The 15,596-nt window shown below is 70.1% G+C and carries 12 protein-coding genes; 4 read left to right on the top strand and 8 right to left on the bottom strand.

Annotated features, from left to right (window positions below; all coding sequences use genetic code 11):
- Positions 1-109: 109 nt before the first annotated feature.
- Positions 110-961: a MarR family transcriptional regulator gene (locus ACIRRY_RS41095; RefSeq protein ID WP_403983613.1), complete on the bottom strand. Its 852-nt coding sequence runs from the start codon at positions 959-961 to the stop codon at positions 110-112.
- A gap of 352 nt (positions 962-1,313) precedes the next feature.
- Here ACIRRY_RS41095 and ACIRRY_RS41090 point away from each other — a divergent pair, with 352 nt between their 5' ends.
- Entirely contained in the window at positions 1,314-1,694 is a 381-nt protein-coding gene (locus ACIRRY_RS41090) for a peptidase inhibitor family I36 protein (RefSeq protein WP_403983611.1), read from the top strand.
- A 462-nt stretch (positions 1,695-2,156) separates the two neighbouring features.
- Here ACIRRY_RS41090 and ACIRRY_RS41085 read toward each other — a convergent pair whose 3' ends face one another.
- The 6 genes from ACIRRY_RS41085 to ACIRRY_RS41060 all read right to left on the bottom strand — a co-directional run bounded on the left by ACIRRY_RS41085 (position 2,157) and on the right by ACIRRY_RS41060 (position 10,152).
- Complete coding sequence (locus ACIRRY_RS41085) at positions 2,157-2,588, bottom strand: hypothetical protein (protein WP_403983609.1); 432 nt, start codon at positions 2,586-2,588, stop codon at positions 2,157-2,159.
- Positions 2,589-2,744: 156 nt separating this feature from the next.
- Positions 2,745-3,758 carry an NAD(P)H-dependent flavin oxidoreductase gene (locus ACIRRY_RS41080; protein WP_403983607.1) on the bottom strand — a complete coding sequence of 338 codons (1,014 nt, stop codon included), beginning with the start codon at positions 3,756-3,758 and terminating at the stop codon, positions 2,745-2,747.
- A gap of 51 nt (positions 3,759-3,809) precedes the next feature.
- A complete protein-coding gene (locus ACIRRY_RS41075; protein ID WP_403983605.1) occupies positions 3,810-4,964 on the bottom strand; it encodes an acyl-CoA dehydrogenase family protein in 1,155 nt (384 codons plus the stop codon).
- Positions 4,948-7,059 (bottom strand): acetate--CoA ligase family protein, encoded by a 2,112-nt coding sequence (locus ACIRRY_RS41070; protein ID WP_403983603.1) that lies wholly within the window; start codon positions 7,057-7,059, stop codon positions 4,948-4,950. Before ACIRRY_RS41070 ends, ACIRRY_RS41075 begins: the two co-directional genes overlap by 17 nt.
- 79 nt (positions 7,060-7,138) lie before the next feature.
- Positions 7,139-8,521, bottom strand: coding sequence for an NAD-dependent succinate-semialdehyde dehydrogenase (locus ACIRRY_RS41065; protein WP_403983601.1), 1,383 nt, complete (start codon positions 8,519-8,521; stop codon positions 7,139-7,141).
- Between the two features lie 41 nt (positions 8,522-8,562).
- Positions 8,563-10,152: an APC family permease gene (locus ACIRRY_RS41060; protein WP_403983599.1), complete on the bottom strand. Its 1,590-nt coding sequence runs from the start codon at positions 10,150-10,152 to the stop codon at positions 8,563-8,565.
- Between the two features lie 158 nt (positions 10,153-10,310).
- Between ACIRRY_RS41060 and ACIRRY_RS41055 the strand changes: the two genes are divergently transcribed.
- Complete coding sequence (locus ACIRRY_RS41055; RefSeq protein WP_403983597.1) at positions 10,311-11,705, top strand: flavin monoamine oxidase family protein; 1,395 nt, start codon at positions 10,311-10,313, stop codon at positions 11,703-11,705.
- Positions 11,706-11,734: 29 nt separating this feature from the next.
- Positions 11,735-12,622: a TetR family transcriptional regulator C-terminal domain-containing protein gene (locus ACIRRY_RS41050; protein ID WP_403983595.1), complete on the top strand. Its 888-nt coding sequence runs from the start codon at positions 11,735-11,737 to the stop codon at positions 12,620-12,622.
- Between the two features lie 25 nt (positions 12,623-12,647).
- Here ACIRRY_RS41050 and ACIRRY_RS41045 read toward each other — a convergent pair whose 3' ends face one another.
- Entirely contained in the window at positions 12,648-14,552 is a 1,905-nt protein-coding gene (locus ACIRRY_RS41045; protein WP_403983593.1) for a glycoside hydrolase family 5 protein, read from the bottom strand.
- 215 nt (positions 14,553-14,767) lie between these two features.
- Here ACIRRY_RS41045 and ACIRRY_RS41040 point away from each other — a divergent pair, with 215 nt between their 5' ends.
- Entirely contained in the window at positions 14,768-15,568 is an 801-nt protein-coding gene (locus tag ACIRRY_RS41040) for an SDR family NAD(P)-dependent oxidoreductase (RefSeq protein ID WP_403983591.1), read from the top strand.
- Positions 15,569-15,596: the final 28 nt, after the last annotated feature.

Genomic DNA, 15,596 nt, shown 5'->3' with positions numbered 1-15,596 from the left:
CCATTCTTGCCAACACGAACCTCCAGGCTCACCAAGCCATCGCCCCACGGCGCGAGTGCTGTGTCAGCAGGACGGGCGGGCGTGGCTTCAGCCGCGCAATTTCTGCGTGTCACTGCGAGCCTGTGGCCACCAGGATCGCGGTGATGGGTTCGAGCTCGGTGATCAGTTCGTCGAGTTCGGCGGGGGACAGGGCGTCGTAGGGCGGGGTGGCGAGTTCGTCGGTGAGGGTCTCGATGCGTTGTTTGGTCGCGCGGCCGATGTCGGTGAAGTGGCCGTCGGTGTCGATGAGTTCGCGTTCTCGCATGCCGTCCATGACCGCGGCCAGGCGCTCCTTCGGCAGGTGATGGATGCGTCCGAACGACTCCGGGGGGTGGATGCCCTGTTCCAGGGCGGAGAGCACGTGGGCCTCCGTGCCGCCGATGCGCGCGCCGAGGAGTGCGGCGATGTGCCCGTCGCCGCGGTGCTCGCGCAGCATGGTCGCGGAGTGCCACAGACGGGCGACGGGGTCGGTGGGTACATCGAGGGTTCGCATGCCGGCGTACATCGCCCGGCCTTCGGTGGGGGCGCTCGTCGCGGCCTTCGTGGTCAGGTCCGCGGCGCGCACCAGGCCCGGGGAGCCGGCCAGTTCGTCGCCGAGGATGCGCCGTAGGGAGGCAGCGCTGCCCCGCTCCCGCGCGGCGACGGAGGCCTCGGGCGGGATCGTCTCCCAGGCACTGGGGATGTGCCGTGCGGCCTCCCCCTCGGCGAAACTGTAGAAGGCCGCGTGTACGACTTGAGCCGGCACCCGTCCCAGTGGTGCGGCGCGGCTGGCGAAGTAGCCGTCCCAGTAGGTGCGGTGGCCGAGTGCGGTCAGTTCCTCGTTGCACTCGTCGGCGGCGAAGGTGACCATGCAGATCGGCTCCAGGAGCTCGAACATGCGGCGGGCGATGTGAGTCGTCGGATGTGAGCGCGTCTTGCTCATCGGGTTCTCCCTTTGTTGGGTGTGCCGACTTGGACCGTGCAGCACACCGAAACTCATCGGTGACCGGAAGGGAAGCGGTGACCGAAACTCATCGGTGACCGTGTAGGCGAGAGCGGGTCCTGGTCCCAACGTCCGGGCTCCGTCGCGGATTTGATGGTGCGTGACGATCATGAGTAGGTGGGCATGGTCGTCGGGTTCGCCGGCCTGGGACCCTCCTCTGCCTGCTCCTTCCCTCATCCGATCGGGCGACAGCTCGGGGATTTGTTCGCTGTTTACCTTCTGTCCGAGTGGCCCAGATTGTCTGTGGTGGTGGGAATGCTCCGCGCCACCGACGAGGAAGAGGAGACCTGTCATGCGCCGCATCCAGTCGTTAGCCGTCGCCGTAGCTGCCTTCGCCGCAGTCCTCGGTACGGTGCCCGCCGCGACCGCGGCCCCCGCCGCACCCAGCAGTCGGGCGGCCTACAACTGCACCTCCGGATACTTCTGCATCTACAGCGACTGGAACGGCGGGGGAACCCGCTGTCAGTGGTCGCAGTCCAGCAAGGCGAACACCGCCGACGACTGCTCCTTCATCCAGCGAGGACAGAACGTGCTCTCCGTCTGGAACGGAACCGGGCACCGCGTGCAGTACTACACGCACACCAACTACAACTCGCGCGTCGGGTCCACCCCCGCCGTAGCGGGCGGCAACCTGCAGGGCAGCTACCAGATCCGCTCCTTCAAGCCCCAGTAAGGCCGTAGACGGCCGCAGGGCGCCTCCACAGCGGTGCCCTGCGGCCGATCGGCGCGAATCGTTCTAACCTCGCTGGCGATCCGGTCCGGGTCCGGCGTCGGAGGAGAGCCCGCGCGGCTCTCCGTGGTCGGCTCAACGTGCGAACGTACGCCGTACACGGAACCTGCAGTGGAGGGAGCCGCAGGAGTCCTGGCCGTGCGCTTTGGTTCTCGTTCCACCTTCTCAACGGCTGCCGGGGACAACCGGTTGCAGCCCGGCCCGCACACTGGTGTCGATTCTCAGCGCGTCGCCAACCTGCCGGGCCATCACCGGTCCCGAGCGAGGACGGTCGGCTCCACGGCTGACGTGCGGTGCGGTGCGGTGCGGTGCGGTGCGGAACCACCATGACGGCTTGTCCGCCGACTTGCCAGGGCGCCGAAGCGGCTGGGGGCACGCCCAGCCGCGAGCTGTCCGCTCATCCGTTCAAATACCCTTACGGCGACGGCGAGTTCGTCCCACCCGCACGAGATGGCGGGCAGCCACTCGACGGCGGCGGGCGGGATCCGGGCGGTCGGCTACCTGCTTCTGCTTTCGCCCCGTACCCAGGCCGGCTCTGGTGCTGTCATGCACCGGCCCTTTGATCTGCGACTTCAGGTCGGCGGAGGGTTGGGCGGGGGCTTCGTCCTCGCCGAAGCCGGTCGCGGTGAGGAAGTCGGCCTCGACCGGCATCAGGTTCGCGATCAGGGCGTCGAGCGGGTAGGTGTCGACGAAACGGGCCCGGGTGCTGGTGACGAGGAGGACCGCGAGGGGCTCGTCGCCGGGCATCGGGAGGCCGGGGTGGATGTCGCCGCCCCAGTACGTGACCGGACCGGCATCGGCCGACAACCCGCCCGGTGATCGTCGGGTGCCTCGCACGATAGCCCGGTCCACTGACGCCGCTTCGGACCCGCACACTTCCACGGCGAAACCCGAGGCGCCGCCTTCCCCGCAGTGGTCCGGAGCTGTTTCCGTCGCCACCAGCCCTACCCGTGCGGGGAGTTGATGGTCCTGCTCGATCGACGGAGGAGCCGGTCAGCCGACCACCGCCGGGCTCATGTCGACCGACGGCACGAGCTGCCGTCGGAGCCTGTCTCCGATGATGCTCTCGGCGTCCGCCACGATCGTGCGGACCACCGTCTCGCAGCTCTCCACACTGTCGATGAGACCCTGCGCCTGACCGGCCCACCACATGCCGCCCTCGATATCGCCGTCCCGCAACACCCGCTGCCTGGCGCGTTTCCCGGAGGCGAGTTCGGCCACGTCGGAGAAGTCGGCCCCGGGGCGCGCGCCCAGGCGGGCGATGTCCTGGGAGACCGAATTGCGCGCCACCCGGGCGGTGTTGCCGAACTCCCGGAACACGATCTGGGTGCCGCGCTCGTCGTTCGCGACGATCCGGGCCTTCACGTTCGGGTGGATCGGCGCCTCCTCGGTCGCCTCGAACCGGGTCCCCATGTTGATCGCGCACGCTCCGAGCGCCAGGGCCGCGACGAGGCCGGAGCCGGTGGCGAAGCCCCCGGACGCGATGATCGGGATGCGCAGCCTGCGGGCGGCGGCCGGGATGAGGACGAGGCCGGGGACGTCGTCCTGGCCGGGGTGCCCGGCACACTCGAACCCGTCGATGCTGACGGCGTCCACGCCCAGCGCCTCGGCCTTGAGCGCGTGCCGGACGGCGACGGCCTTGTGTACGACCTTCACCCCGGCCTCCTTGAACGCCGACAGGTGCGGTGCGGGGTTGCTGCCCGCCGTCTCCACGACCTTCACGCCCGAGTCGATGATGACCCCCCGGTAGTCGTCGTACGGCACTGGTTCGATGGTGGGCAGAATGGTGAGGTTGACGCCGAACGGCTTGTCGGTCAGTTCACGGCAGCGCGCGATCTCCCGCGCGAGCGCCTCGGGGGTGGGCTGGGTCAGCGCGCTGAGGAAGCCCAGCGCGCCGGCGTTCGCGACGGCCGAGATCAGCTCCGCGGTACCCACCGCGAGCATTCCGCCGCACACGATGGGATGTTCGACGCCGAACATCTCCGTGAACTCGTTCTGGAAGGTCATGTCACTCCTGTTGCCGGGGCAGGGCCGAAGACGTCACAGGTTTCGGCGGCGTCAGAGTCGTCGCGAGATGATCAGCCGCATGATGTCGGAGGTGCCCTCCTCGATCTCCTCCAACTTGGCGTCGCGCATCCACTGTTCGACCGGGAACTCGCGCGAGTAACCCCAGCCGCCGAGGGTCTGAACGGCACCCCAGGTCACCGCCATCGAGGTCTCCGAGGCCTGGAGCTTGGCCATGGCGGCGAGCTTCGTGGCATCCGCGCCGGCGTCCATCCGGCGTGCCGCGTGCAGGGTCAGCAGCCACGCGGACTCGATCCGGGTCGCCATGTCGGCCAGCCGGAACGCGACGGCCTGGTGCTCGATGATCGGCTTGCCGAACTGCTTGCGCTCCCGGGCGTAGTTGAGCGCGTACTCGTACGCCGCACGGGCCGCTCCGGTCGCCGCGGCGGCCAGCACGATCCGCGAGATGTCGAACGTCCTCATCAGCCCGCGGAAGCCCTGCCCCTCGTCCCCGAGACGGTCGGACTCCGGCACGAAGACGTCGTCGAAGAAGATCTCGCGGCAGACGATCGCGCGCTGGCCCATCTTGCGCATGGGCTCCCCGAACCTCATTCCCTCCGCACCCTTGCGCAGCAGGAAGGCGGTGACCCCGGAGGAGCCCCGGGTGGGGTCGGTCTTGGCGAAGACCACGTACTGCTCGGCCAGGCCCGCGTTGGAGATCCACACCTTCTGCCCGCTGATCGCGTAGCCGCCCTCGACCCGGACGGCCGTGGTGGCGATGGACGCGGCGTCGGAACCCGATTCCGGTTCGGTCGTCGCCAGCGCGGTGTAGAGGGGGTTGGGCCCGGCGAGCGGACGCAACCACTCCGCCTTCTGCTCCTCGGTGCCGAGCGCGAGCAGCGGGTCGGCGAAGAACCCGTTGGAGCACACGAAGTTGCCGATGCCCGGATCGCCCCAGCACATCTGCTCCTGCACCAGGCACTGCGTCACGACGTCGGTGAATCCGCCCCCGCCGTACTCCTCGGGCAGCATGAAGTCGGTGATGCCGACCTTCGCCGCCGCCCGGAAGATGTCCAGCGGCGACTCGATGTCACGCTCGTCGACCTCGCGTCCGCGCGGCCGGATCTCGTTCGTGGCGAACTCCCGGCACAGTTCGACGATCGCCCGCTGCTCATCGGTCAGCGGCCAGGGCTCAGTGGACGTGCTCACGCGATATCTCCTGCTTCTCGGTGGTTTCCCGGTGGCTGTTCACCCCGGTTGTCTCTGGTACGGCTTCTGTGGTGCCGGAGACGACGAGCGCGTCCACGGCGAGTGCGCCCTCGGGACCGACCCGGATCGGGTTGACCTCGATGTCCGTCACACCGGTGGTGGCCGCGATCGCCTCGGACACGGCGACGATCGCGTCGATCAGGGCGTCGAGGTCGACCGCCGGTTGTCCCCGCCAGCCGTCCAGCAGCCGGCGCGAGCGCAGGCGGTCGAGCATTCCGGCCGCCGTCCGTCGGTCGACCGGAGCCAGCTCCACGGACACGTCACGCCAGAGCTCGGCGTGGACCCCGCCATGACCCACGGCCACGGTCGGACCGAAGTCACGGTCCCGTCGGGCGCCGATCAGCATCTCGACGACGCCCGGCCGGGTGTCCTGCTCCTCGACGACATACTCACCGGGGCCGAGGCGTTCGTACATCTCTCGGAACACGGGAGCGGCGGTGTCCGGGCCCAACCCCGTTCTGACGGCCTGGTGTTCACTCTTGTGCTCGATCCACCCGGCCTTGAGCACCAGCGGCGGTCGCAGGGACGCGCAGGCCTCCGTGAACCCGGCCGCGTCGGTGGCCCGTCTCGCCTCGGGCATCGCGACGCCGAGTGCGGTGAGGAACGTACGAGCCGCCCAATAGCCGGGAGTCGGTACGGCCGTTTCGGTCCGTACGGTCGCTGGAGTCGGGCGGGGCTGTCCACCCAACCGGGTCACGTGGCCCAGCGCGCCCACGGCCGCGTCGGCGGTGTCGAAGACCGGTACGCGGTGCTCCCGTAGCCGGGCGATCGCGGGCGAGGCGGCGCTCATGCTGTGCACGATCAGGGGCACGCGCGCAGTGTCTGTCCGCCGGAGGCGGCCGATGCGGTCGATCACGGCGGACTCGGCCTCCACGAGGCTCGGCGAGTCCTCGCCGTAGCAACCCAGGTATCCGGACAGGACGATGGAGTCGACCTCGCCGGAGGCAGCCACCAACTCGGCGACCCGCGCGTAGATTTGGAGGTCCGCCTCCCCCGCACCCGCGAGATCCACCGGATTGGACACCGCTGCCGCGGCGGGGAGCAGGGCGCGCAGACCGGCTTGCAGCCCGTCGGTGAACACCGGCGCGCGGAGCCCATTCACCGTGGCGAGGTCGACGGCGATCCCGCCCTGTCCGCCGCTGTCGCTGATGATCGCGACCCGGCGTCCGCCCGGTGGTGCGATCGTGTCCAACACCCTTGCCGTGTCGACGAGTTCGCGTGGGGAGGCCACTCGAAGGGCTCCGGAGGCGCGGCACGCCGCGTCGACGACGTCGAGTGCCGAGGTCATCGAACCGGTGTGGGACCGCGCGAGCCGACGGCTGCCCTCGCTGGCACCGGTGGTGAGCACGAGTGCGTGCTTCCCGGCGCGGCGGAGGGCTTCGAGGGCGGCGACGATCCGTGTGCCGTCCGCGAAGCTCTCCAAGTAGAGGGCCACCGTGGTGGTGTGCTCGTCGGCGACGAGGGATTCGAGTACGTCGGCGGCTCCCACGTCGAGCTGGTTGCCGACCGAGTAGAAGCGGGACACACCCAGTCCGGCCCGGGCGCCGAGGCCGGCGATCTCGGAGCCGAGCTGACCGCTCTGCGACACGATCGCCAGGCTCCCGGGAGTGAAGTTCCCCCAGGCGAGCCGGAGTTGAGTGGCGGCGTTGAACAACCCGAGGCTGTTCGGCCCGATCATCCGGGCCCCCGCCCGGCGCAGCAGCGCGGCGAGTTCGGCCTCGTCGGCACCGAGCCCCGCAGTGATCGAGAGGAATGCGTGGCACCCCTTGGCGAGGGCGTCCCGCACGACCGGGAGGACGTGTCGCGGCGGCACGCAGACGACGACGAGATCGGGAGTCCGCGGCAGGTCGCCCACCGTCAAATGGCAGGGCTGCCCGAGGACTTGCGTGGCGCGGCGGTTGACCAGCCACACCTGCCGCCGGTCGGCTCCCGCGAGGGCACCGGTGGCGAGCCAGTAACCCCACTTGGCACGGTCTTCGGTCGCACCGACGACGGCTATGGAGGCCGGGTCGACGAAGGCCCGGGGAAAGGACACGGACGGTCTCCCGGTCTCGGGGGTCGCGGGTGCGGGGATCCCGGGCGGGCCGGAGCGGTGATCCGCGGTGCCGCACTGATCAGGCATGGGGCTGCACCGCCGTACAGACGAGCCTTCTGTTCACGAACTCGCCCATGGCCGGGCCCAGTTCGCGGCCGTAGCCGGAGCGCCTGACGCCGCCGAAGGGGAGTTCGGGTCCGTCCATCGACGGGGTGTTGATGCTCGCCATGCCGGTCTCCAGCCGCTCCGCGACGCGGTGCGCCCGTTCGGGATCGGCGCTGAACACGGCGGCGCCGAGTCCGTACGGGGTGGCGTTGGCGAGTTCGACCGCGTGCTCGTCGTGCGTCACGCGGTGGACGACGGCCACCGGCCCGAAGAGTTCCTCGTGCCAGGCCCGCATGTCCTCGGTGACGTCGACCAGGACGGCGGGGGAGTAGTGCGCCGAACGGTCCGGTGCCAGGACACCGCCGGCGAGCAGGCGGGCGCCCTCGGCGACGGCGTCCTCGACCTGCGCCGCGAGGTGCTCGGCCGCCGCGCGGGAGGCCAACGGCGGGTGTACGGCGGTGTCGACGGCCTTCGCTTCCAGGACGAGCGCGGTCACGAACTCGTCGTAGATGTCGGCCATCACGAGCATGCGCTTGTTGGAGGTGCAGGCCTGTCCGTTGTTGTGGATCCGCGTCTGCCAGGCGAGCGCCGCCACGGCGGTCACGTCGGGGGAGTCGAGCACGATGAACGGGTCCGAGCCGCCGAGTTCGAGCACGCACTTCTTCAGGTGCCGGCCCGCGGTCGCGGCGACGGCCGAGCCCGCACGCTCGGATCCCGTCAGCGACACACCCTGGACCCGGGGATCGGCGATGACGGTCTCGACCTGCTCGTGCGTGGCGAAGACGTTGAGGTACGTCCCGTGCGGCAGCCCCGCGTCGAGGAAGACCTCCTCGAGTGCGCGGGCGGTGAGCGGTACCGACTCGGCGTGCTTGACGATCACGGTGTTGCCCAGCACGAGATTCGGGACGGCGAAGCGCGCGACCTGATAGCAGGGGTAGTTCCAGGGCATGACGCCCAGCAGCGGGCCGATCGGGCGGGACCGCACGACCGCACGGCCTGCGCCACGGGTCGCGAGCTCCTCGTCCGCGAGCAGAGCGGGGCCCTGGTCGGCGTAGTAGTCGAAGATCGACGCGCAGTACTCGATCTCGGCGGTCCCTTCGGAGAGCGGCTTGCCCATCTCCAGCCGCATGGTCGCGGCCAGTTCGCGGGAACGCCGTAGGAGCGCGGCGCCCGCTCGGCGGACGAGATCGGCGCGTTCGGCGACGGCTCGCTCCCGCCAGTCGAGGTACGCCGACTGCGAGGCGTCCAGGATCTCGGCGACCTCGGCATCGGTGGCGTAGGGGAACGAGCGGCCCGGGTCGCCGGTCGCTGGATCGACGACCCGATAGGCGGGCTGCCTGGCGCCTGGCGGAGTCATGAGTGATCAACCTCGGGGGTCGTAGGGCAGAAGGTCTGAACTCAGGCCTGAGCCGTGGGAGTTGACCGGCGCGAGAAGAACTCGGGATACAGGCGTCGGCAGAGCAGCAGGGCGAGGAGGCCGAGTACGAGCGTCCCGGTGCCGATCAGGAACGTGCCGCCGACGTGGGTTCCCGAGGAGAACGGGAGGCTCCAACTCGTGCCGCTGTTGAGGGGATCCCACGCCTGGACCAGGCTCCACGCTCCCGCGGCGAGCAGGACGAGCCCGCCGATCGCGGGGAGGACGACGGTCAGCCAGAGGTCCGTCGCCTTGGCGCGTGGTCCGGCGCGGTGCACCCAGGCGGAGGTGAGGCCGGTGAGGCCGTAGTAGAAGGCGATCAGTACTCCGCAGGCGGACACCGCGTCACCGAGGACGAGACCGTGGCCGAGGAAGTTCAGCGCGACGTACACCACGGCACCGATGACGCCGACCGCGATCGTGCCCACGTGCGGGATGCGGAAGCGCGGGTGCACCCGGGCCAGTGCGCGGGGGAGTGCGCCCTGGTCGCCCATCGACAGCATCGTGCGGCTCAGGGTCAGTACGGTCGTCTCCGTCGAGGCGGCGGCCGAGGTGAGGACCATGAGGATCAGCAGGTGCCACAGCACCGAGCCGAAACCGCTCGACCCGAACACCGCGGTGCCGAAGCCGTAGAGGACGTCCCCCGAGTTGTCCGGGTTGTTCAGGCCGATCCCGGAGTCGCCGATGCCGGCGAAGGAGATCGCGGCGAAGGTGGCGAGGAGGTACAGCGTCACCAGGAGCACCGTGGACCAGGTCGCGGCGCGGCCGGGGATGCGGTGCCGGTCGGTGGTCTCCTCGTTGACGGTGAGTGCCGTCTCCCAGCCCCAGTAGATGAACAGCATCAGCACCAGCGCGCTGACGAACGCGCTCAGGGAGGCGCCCTCGAAGGGGTTGAGCCAGGACAGGCTCGGCCGCCGGGTCCCGGTCGGTGCGCTGCCGGCGTACACCTTGACGAGCGCGACCACGGACAGGGCCACGAGCATGCCGAACTCCAGGAAGAGCAGGGCGCGTTGGACCGCCGCCGCGATCTCGATACCGCGATAGCAGACGAGGGTCATCAGCGCGAGCCAGCCGAGTCCGGCCAGCAGCACCCGCCAGTCCGCCGGATCGGAGCCGACGTTCTCCGCGCCGAACAGCAGGAACACGTACTGCCCGGCGACCTGCGCGAGGCTGCCGATCACCAGGACGAAGGACGCGATGATCGCCCAGCCGCCGAGGAAGCCGAGGCTCGGGTTCAGTGAGCGGGTGGCCCAGGTGAAGATCGTGCCGCAGTCCGGATCGCGGCGGTTGAGGGCGGCGTAGCCGAAGGAGACGAACAGGATCGGGACGAAGGCGAGCACGACCACGGCCGGGGCCTGGAAGCCGACGTATCCGACGACGAACGCCAGCGTCGCGGTGAGGCTGTAGGCGGGCGCCGCGGACGCCACGGCGAGGATCAGGCTGGTGGCCATGCCGAGCGCGCCGGAGCGCAGGCCCTTGTCGGAGAACTCGCCGTCGATCGGCTCGACGGTGGGGCTGAGCGCCTGCGCGGGTGCCGGTGCCTTGCCTCGTTGATATTGCGAATCTGAGGTCATCGCCACTCCCGATCTGGTGGTCTACGGGTACCGACAACAAAACGCAATGACTGATTGGCGAGTCAGACTGGCCGTGGCCGGAAGCGCTGTCAAGACTCCGATCGCAATTTTGTGGAGTGTCTTGACTGGTGAGTCAATATTGCGACACGGTGTGCGGCGTGACAACACTCGAAACTTCTGCCGTCGACACCGAGGTCGTGGTCGTGGGCGCCGGCTACGCGGGGCTGAGCACCGCGTGGCGGCTGGCCGACGCCGGGGTCGACGTGGTCGTGCTGGAGGCCGCCGACCGCGTCGGTGGCCGCGTGTTCAGTCAGGTGAGTCCGTCAGGGGTGCGCATCGACCTCGGAGGACAGTGGATCGGGCCGAGCCAGCGACGGTTCCACGCGCTGGCGGACCGGTTCGGCTGCCGGACGTTCCCGACCTGGGAGACCGGACGGCACGTCGAGATCCGCGCCGACGGCACCCGCGTCGACTACGCGGGCGGCGCACCGGATGCCGGGCCGGGCATCGAGGAGTACGAACGCGTCACCGCCCTGCTCGACGATCTCGCCCGCACCGTCGACCTCGAACTGCCGTGGTCCACCCCGAGGTTCGCGGAGTTCGACGCCCTGTCCGCCGAGGACTTCTTCCGCGCGCAGACCGCCGACGAGGACGCCCTCCAGCGACTGGCGCTCGCGATCCAGGGCGTCTGGTGCGCCGAACCGCACGAGATCTCCTTCTTCCACGTGCTGTTCTACCTGGCATCCGGCGGCGGCTACGAACAGCTGATGGAGACCCGCGGCTGTGCACAGGACGCCCGGTTCTCCGACGGAGCGGACGCGGTGGCCCATGCGCTGGCCACGTCACTGGGCGGTCGCGTCCGCCTCGGCGAACCGGTGCTGTCCCTCCGGCAGACCGCACACGGAGTGGAGGCGTACACCGGCCACACCGTCGTCCGAGCGCGCCGAGCCGTCGTCGCCGTACCCCCGGCGGCGGTCGAACGGATCGCCTTCGACCCGGTACTGCCCGTCGGACGGCGCGGCTGGGTACGCCACTCCCCGATGGGCCGGGTCGCCAAGGTGCACGCCGTGTACGAGGAGCCCTTCTGGCGCACGGCGGGCCGCTCCGGCATCGCGACGCTCTACGGCGACCACCCGGTCGGCGTCGTCTTCGACAACTCCCCGGAGGACGCCTCGCGCGGCGTGCTCGTCGCGTTCGTCTACGGCGACCGGCTCGACCGCTGGTCCGCGGGAACCGACGCCGAGCGCCGCCAGGCGGTGCTGGCCGCGCTGTCGGCGGTGGCCGGACCCCGTGCCGGACACCCCATCGACTACGTCGAGAAGATCTGGCCGCGGACGGGCTGGACCATCGGCGGCTACGAGTGCTTCGTGACCCCGGGCGGCTGGACCCGCCACGGCCGGGACGGCTGGCGGGAGCCGTCCGGGCTCGTCCACTGGGCCGGGACCGAGACCGCCTCGGTGTGGAACGGCTACATCGACGGGGCGATCTCGTCCGGCGAGCGGGCCGCGGCCGAGGTGATCAGCGCCCTCGCGGCCGTCGTCCACCAGGGGTGAACATCCGTGCCTGACATACTGACCGGGTTATGACCAGCATCGAAGAGCGGCCGCCCGCGACCGTCGCCGATCTGCCGGAACGCGTCCGTACGGCGATCCGGGCCGCCGCCGTCTCCCAGCGCGAACTCGCCCATCGGATCGGCATGGACCCGACCGCCCTCTCCAAGGCACTGCGCGGGACGCGGCGGCTGCGCGACGAGGAGATCGCCGCCATCGGGAAGGCCTGCGGGGTGTCCACGGCGTATCTCGTCGAGGGAACCGGTCCGGAGCCCGTCCTCCCGCCCGACGCCGGCCGGGACCGGGCACAGCCGGTGACGTCACAGGAACGCCGGGACCAGATCCTGGAGGCCGCGACCGTCCTCATCGCGCGCCGGGGCTATCACAACGTGCGGGTCTCGGACATCGCCCGTTACTGCGGGACCAGCACGGCGACGGTGCACTACCACTTCCCCAGCAAGGAAGCCACGCTGCACGCGGCGCTGGAGTACTACGCCCAGCGGTTCCGCACCCGGCTCGACGAGGAGTTCGGCCGGGCGACGTCCGCGCGGGACAAACTGCGCCGCCTGATCGAGGTCCAACTCCCGCTCACCGCCGACGACATCGACGAATGGTCGGTGTGGATCCAGTTCTGGAACCAGGCGATGCTGGAGCCTCTCCTACGGCCCGCGCAGCGGCGGATCTACTCGGGCTGGTACCGGGTCGTGGTGGACGTGCTGCACGAGTGCCGGTCCGAGGGCCTCGCGCCGGAGGCGGACATCGAGGCCCTCGCCGACCGGTTCACCGCGATGGTCGACGGCCTGGCGATCCAGATCCTCGCCAACTCGACGGACATGCAGCCGGACCGCATGCGCTCGCTCCTGCTGCACGCCTTCGAACCACACCTCGACCTGACCGATCAGCTTCCGCCGCCCTCTTGAGACACCCGCCCACCCGCCATCGGCATCAGCCGGCCGGCTTGCGGCAGAACAGGGCCGCGGGGCCCGGCGAGCTGCCGGCGCGGGTGGTGTAGGCGATGCCCGCGGCGTACTCGTCGTCCGCGCACTGGCCCTTGTAGTCGCCGCTCGCGAAGTCACCGCCGCCGGCGGGCCGGTTGTCGGACCGGTCGAACCACACCGTGCGTCCCGTGCCCGCCAGTGCGACACGGGCGGGAGCGCAGAGGGCTGCCGACGTCCGCACGCCCCGGTGGCTGTAGCCGATGAGGAACTGGCCCTGGGCGCACTGGAGTTTGGTGTATCCCGAGGCCCAGTCGCCGCCCTGGGGAACGTTGCGCTCGTCGGTGACGACCGACTGGGCGCCGTCCGCGGCACGCAGGTCGCCCGCGGTGACGTCCGTGCACAGTCCCCGGCCCGAGGTGTGCCCGAGACCGATCAGCCGCAGGCCGTCCGGGCAGGCCGCCTTGGCGGCCCCCGTGTCCCAGTCGCCGGTGGCGCGCACCCGTACGGACTCGACGTAGTCGCCGTGGTCGGTGGCGAGCATCTGCCAAGCGGGGACCCGGGCGACCGGACCGGTGAGCGAGGAGGCGGACATCAGCCGCTGCCAGCCGACGATGCGCCAGTCCGTGTCGTCCAGGAGGCCGTGCCGGGTGCCGTCCGTGTCGTAGCGCAGCAGGGCCCAGTCGTCGTGGCCCTGCCAGCCGACCAGGGGCCAGTAGGCGAAGTCGGCGTCGTGGTCGGCGAAGTAGTCGGTCACGTTGCCGAACCAGGCGCGTGCCGCGGTGCCGGTCTCGCCCGCTCCGATGCCGAACTCGCTGATCCACACGGGGGCGGTGTAGTGCTTGCCGTCGTCCTGGAAGACGAAGAACGCCTCGTCGTACAGGGCCTGGAACAGAGCGTCGCGGCCGAGGTCCTGGTAGCGGGGGTCGCTGGTCTCGCCGAGGCCGGTGGCACCGCTGTGGTGGGGGCCGGTGTAGCCGTAGAAGTGGGCCGAGTAGACGAGTTTGTGGGCGGCCACAAGAGTGTGCGACAGCGTGAGCGCGGGGGTGAGCAGGGGGCGGCCGTGGGCGAAACCGTCGATGGGCAGGCCGGTCCAGTTGATGCCCTCGATGACGATGAGCAGGTTCGGGTCGGCCTCGGTGAGGATGCGGTCGGCGGCGAGTTGGGCGGCGGCGAACCAGTCGTGATCGTCGCCGCTTCCCCAGTTCGGGTCGTTCCAGACGTCACGGCGCACCTCGTTGTAGAGGTCGGCTCCCACCACACGGGGGTCGGCGGCGTAGCGGCGAGCCATGAACACCCAGTCGTCGGCCCACTGCCCAGTCGTCTGGCTGCTGTTCCACCGTTCGTTGCCGTCGACTCCGCAGCACCAACGGGACGTGTTGGTGTGGTTGTTGAGGATGACGGCGAAGTCGGCCGACGTCAGCGCGGAGACCACGGCGTCGTACACCGCAAGCGGAGTCCGGCCGCGCAACTGCGGGTTGGCCGCCACGGCGGCGTCCGGTACGGCGGCGGTGTCATGGATCATCTCGTTGGAGAACGGCAGCCGGATGCTGTTGATGCCCAACTTGTGGAAGTCGGCCATGAGTTGAGCCAGCGGTACTCGGTCGAGGCCCAGGGGGATGCCGTAGGAGTTCTGTCCGGCGTGGTGATTGGCGTTGTCGGCCTCGCTGCCACTGCCCGTCCAGGAACCCTGGGCGCCGTCCCAGTTGGCGGACTTCAGCCGGAAGCGGTTGCCGTTCGCGTCGACGATGTAGCGCCCGCGCGTGGACAGGGGTGGCTGCCAGGAGCCTTCGGCGGCGACGGTCGGGGTTGTGGCAGCTGTGGCCACCGGAGCCGCGGAGGCCGTTCCGGTGGACGGGAACAGGAGGGAGACACCTATGACCAGTGATGTCAGGTACCGGACAAGTCTAGCCATGGGGTGCCCTCCGTGCTGATACCGGCAGATGGCGGCGCTCCCGGGACGTGGGGTAGCGGCGGCCTGTGGGAGATTACCCGCGACCTGCGGACCCGTCGACGGGACAAAAGCGCCCAGTCGACGCCCTTCCGTCCCACCCCTCGTGAATCTAGACTCAAGAAAAGTGAAGCTAGTTCAGTTCAGGTGTCGCGACATGTGCTGGGAGCAGACTCGTGATGGGTTCCTTGGACGGCAGGACGATCCTCGTCACCGGCTCGGGGCAGGGCATCGGCAGAGCGATCGCCGTGGAGATGGCCCGGCAGGGCGCCTCCGCCGTGGCCGTCGCCGACCGGACCGAGGAGACCGCCGCCGAGACGGCCCACCTGGTGCGTGCCGCCGGGGCGGAGGCGGAGGTGATCGTCTGTGATCTGCGGGTGCGGGACGACATCGCCGGCATGGTGACGCGCACGGCGGAGCGCTTCGGCGGACTCGACGTCCTGGTCAACAACGCGGGCGCGATCGAGACCGCGTTCACCACCGCGCCGGACCGCGGCGTCGACGCGCTCCCGGAGGAGGTCTGGGACGCGGTCTATGAGGTCAACCTCAAGGCGGTGTGGCTGGCGACCAAGTTCGCCGCACCGTATCTGCGCCGCTCACGACGCGGGCCCGCCATCGTCAACACCGCGTCCGTGTCCGGCCTCACGGGCTTTCCCAACGCACCCGCCTACGGCGTCACCAAGGCCGGTGTCATCCACCTGACCAAGGTCACCGCGGTCGACCTGGCCCCGGTGCGCTGCAACTGCTTCTGCCCCGGCGTCATCGACACACCGCTCGCCCAGGACTACTTCGCCGCCGCGAAGGACCGCGAAGCCATGGAACGCGAGCTGACCGCACCGCAGTTGGTGGAGCGCCTCGGACGTCCGGAGGAGGTCGCCAAGCTGGCGTGCTTCCTCGCCTCCGACGACGCCGCCTTCATCACGGGATCGTCCTACGTGATCGACGGCGGCGCTCTCGCGTGGCTCGGCGCACGGAACTGAGGGCCACCACACGTCATGTGACGCCCCA

This window comes from Streptomyces sp. NPDC101776 (genome assembly GCF_044766845.1).
GTDB lineage: Bacteria > Actinomycetota > Actinomycetes > Streptomycetales > Streptomycetaceae > Streptomyces.
The sequence above is the reverse complement of the archived record's forward strand: the minus strand, read 5'-3'. Positions and strand labels throughout refer to the sequence as shown.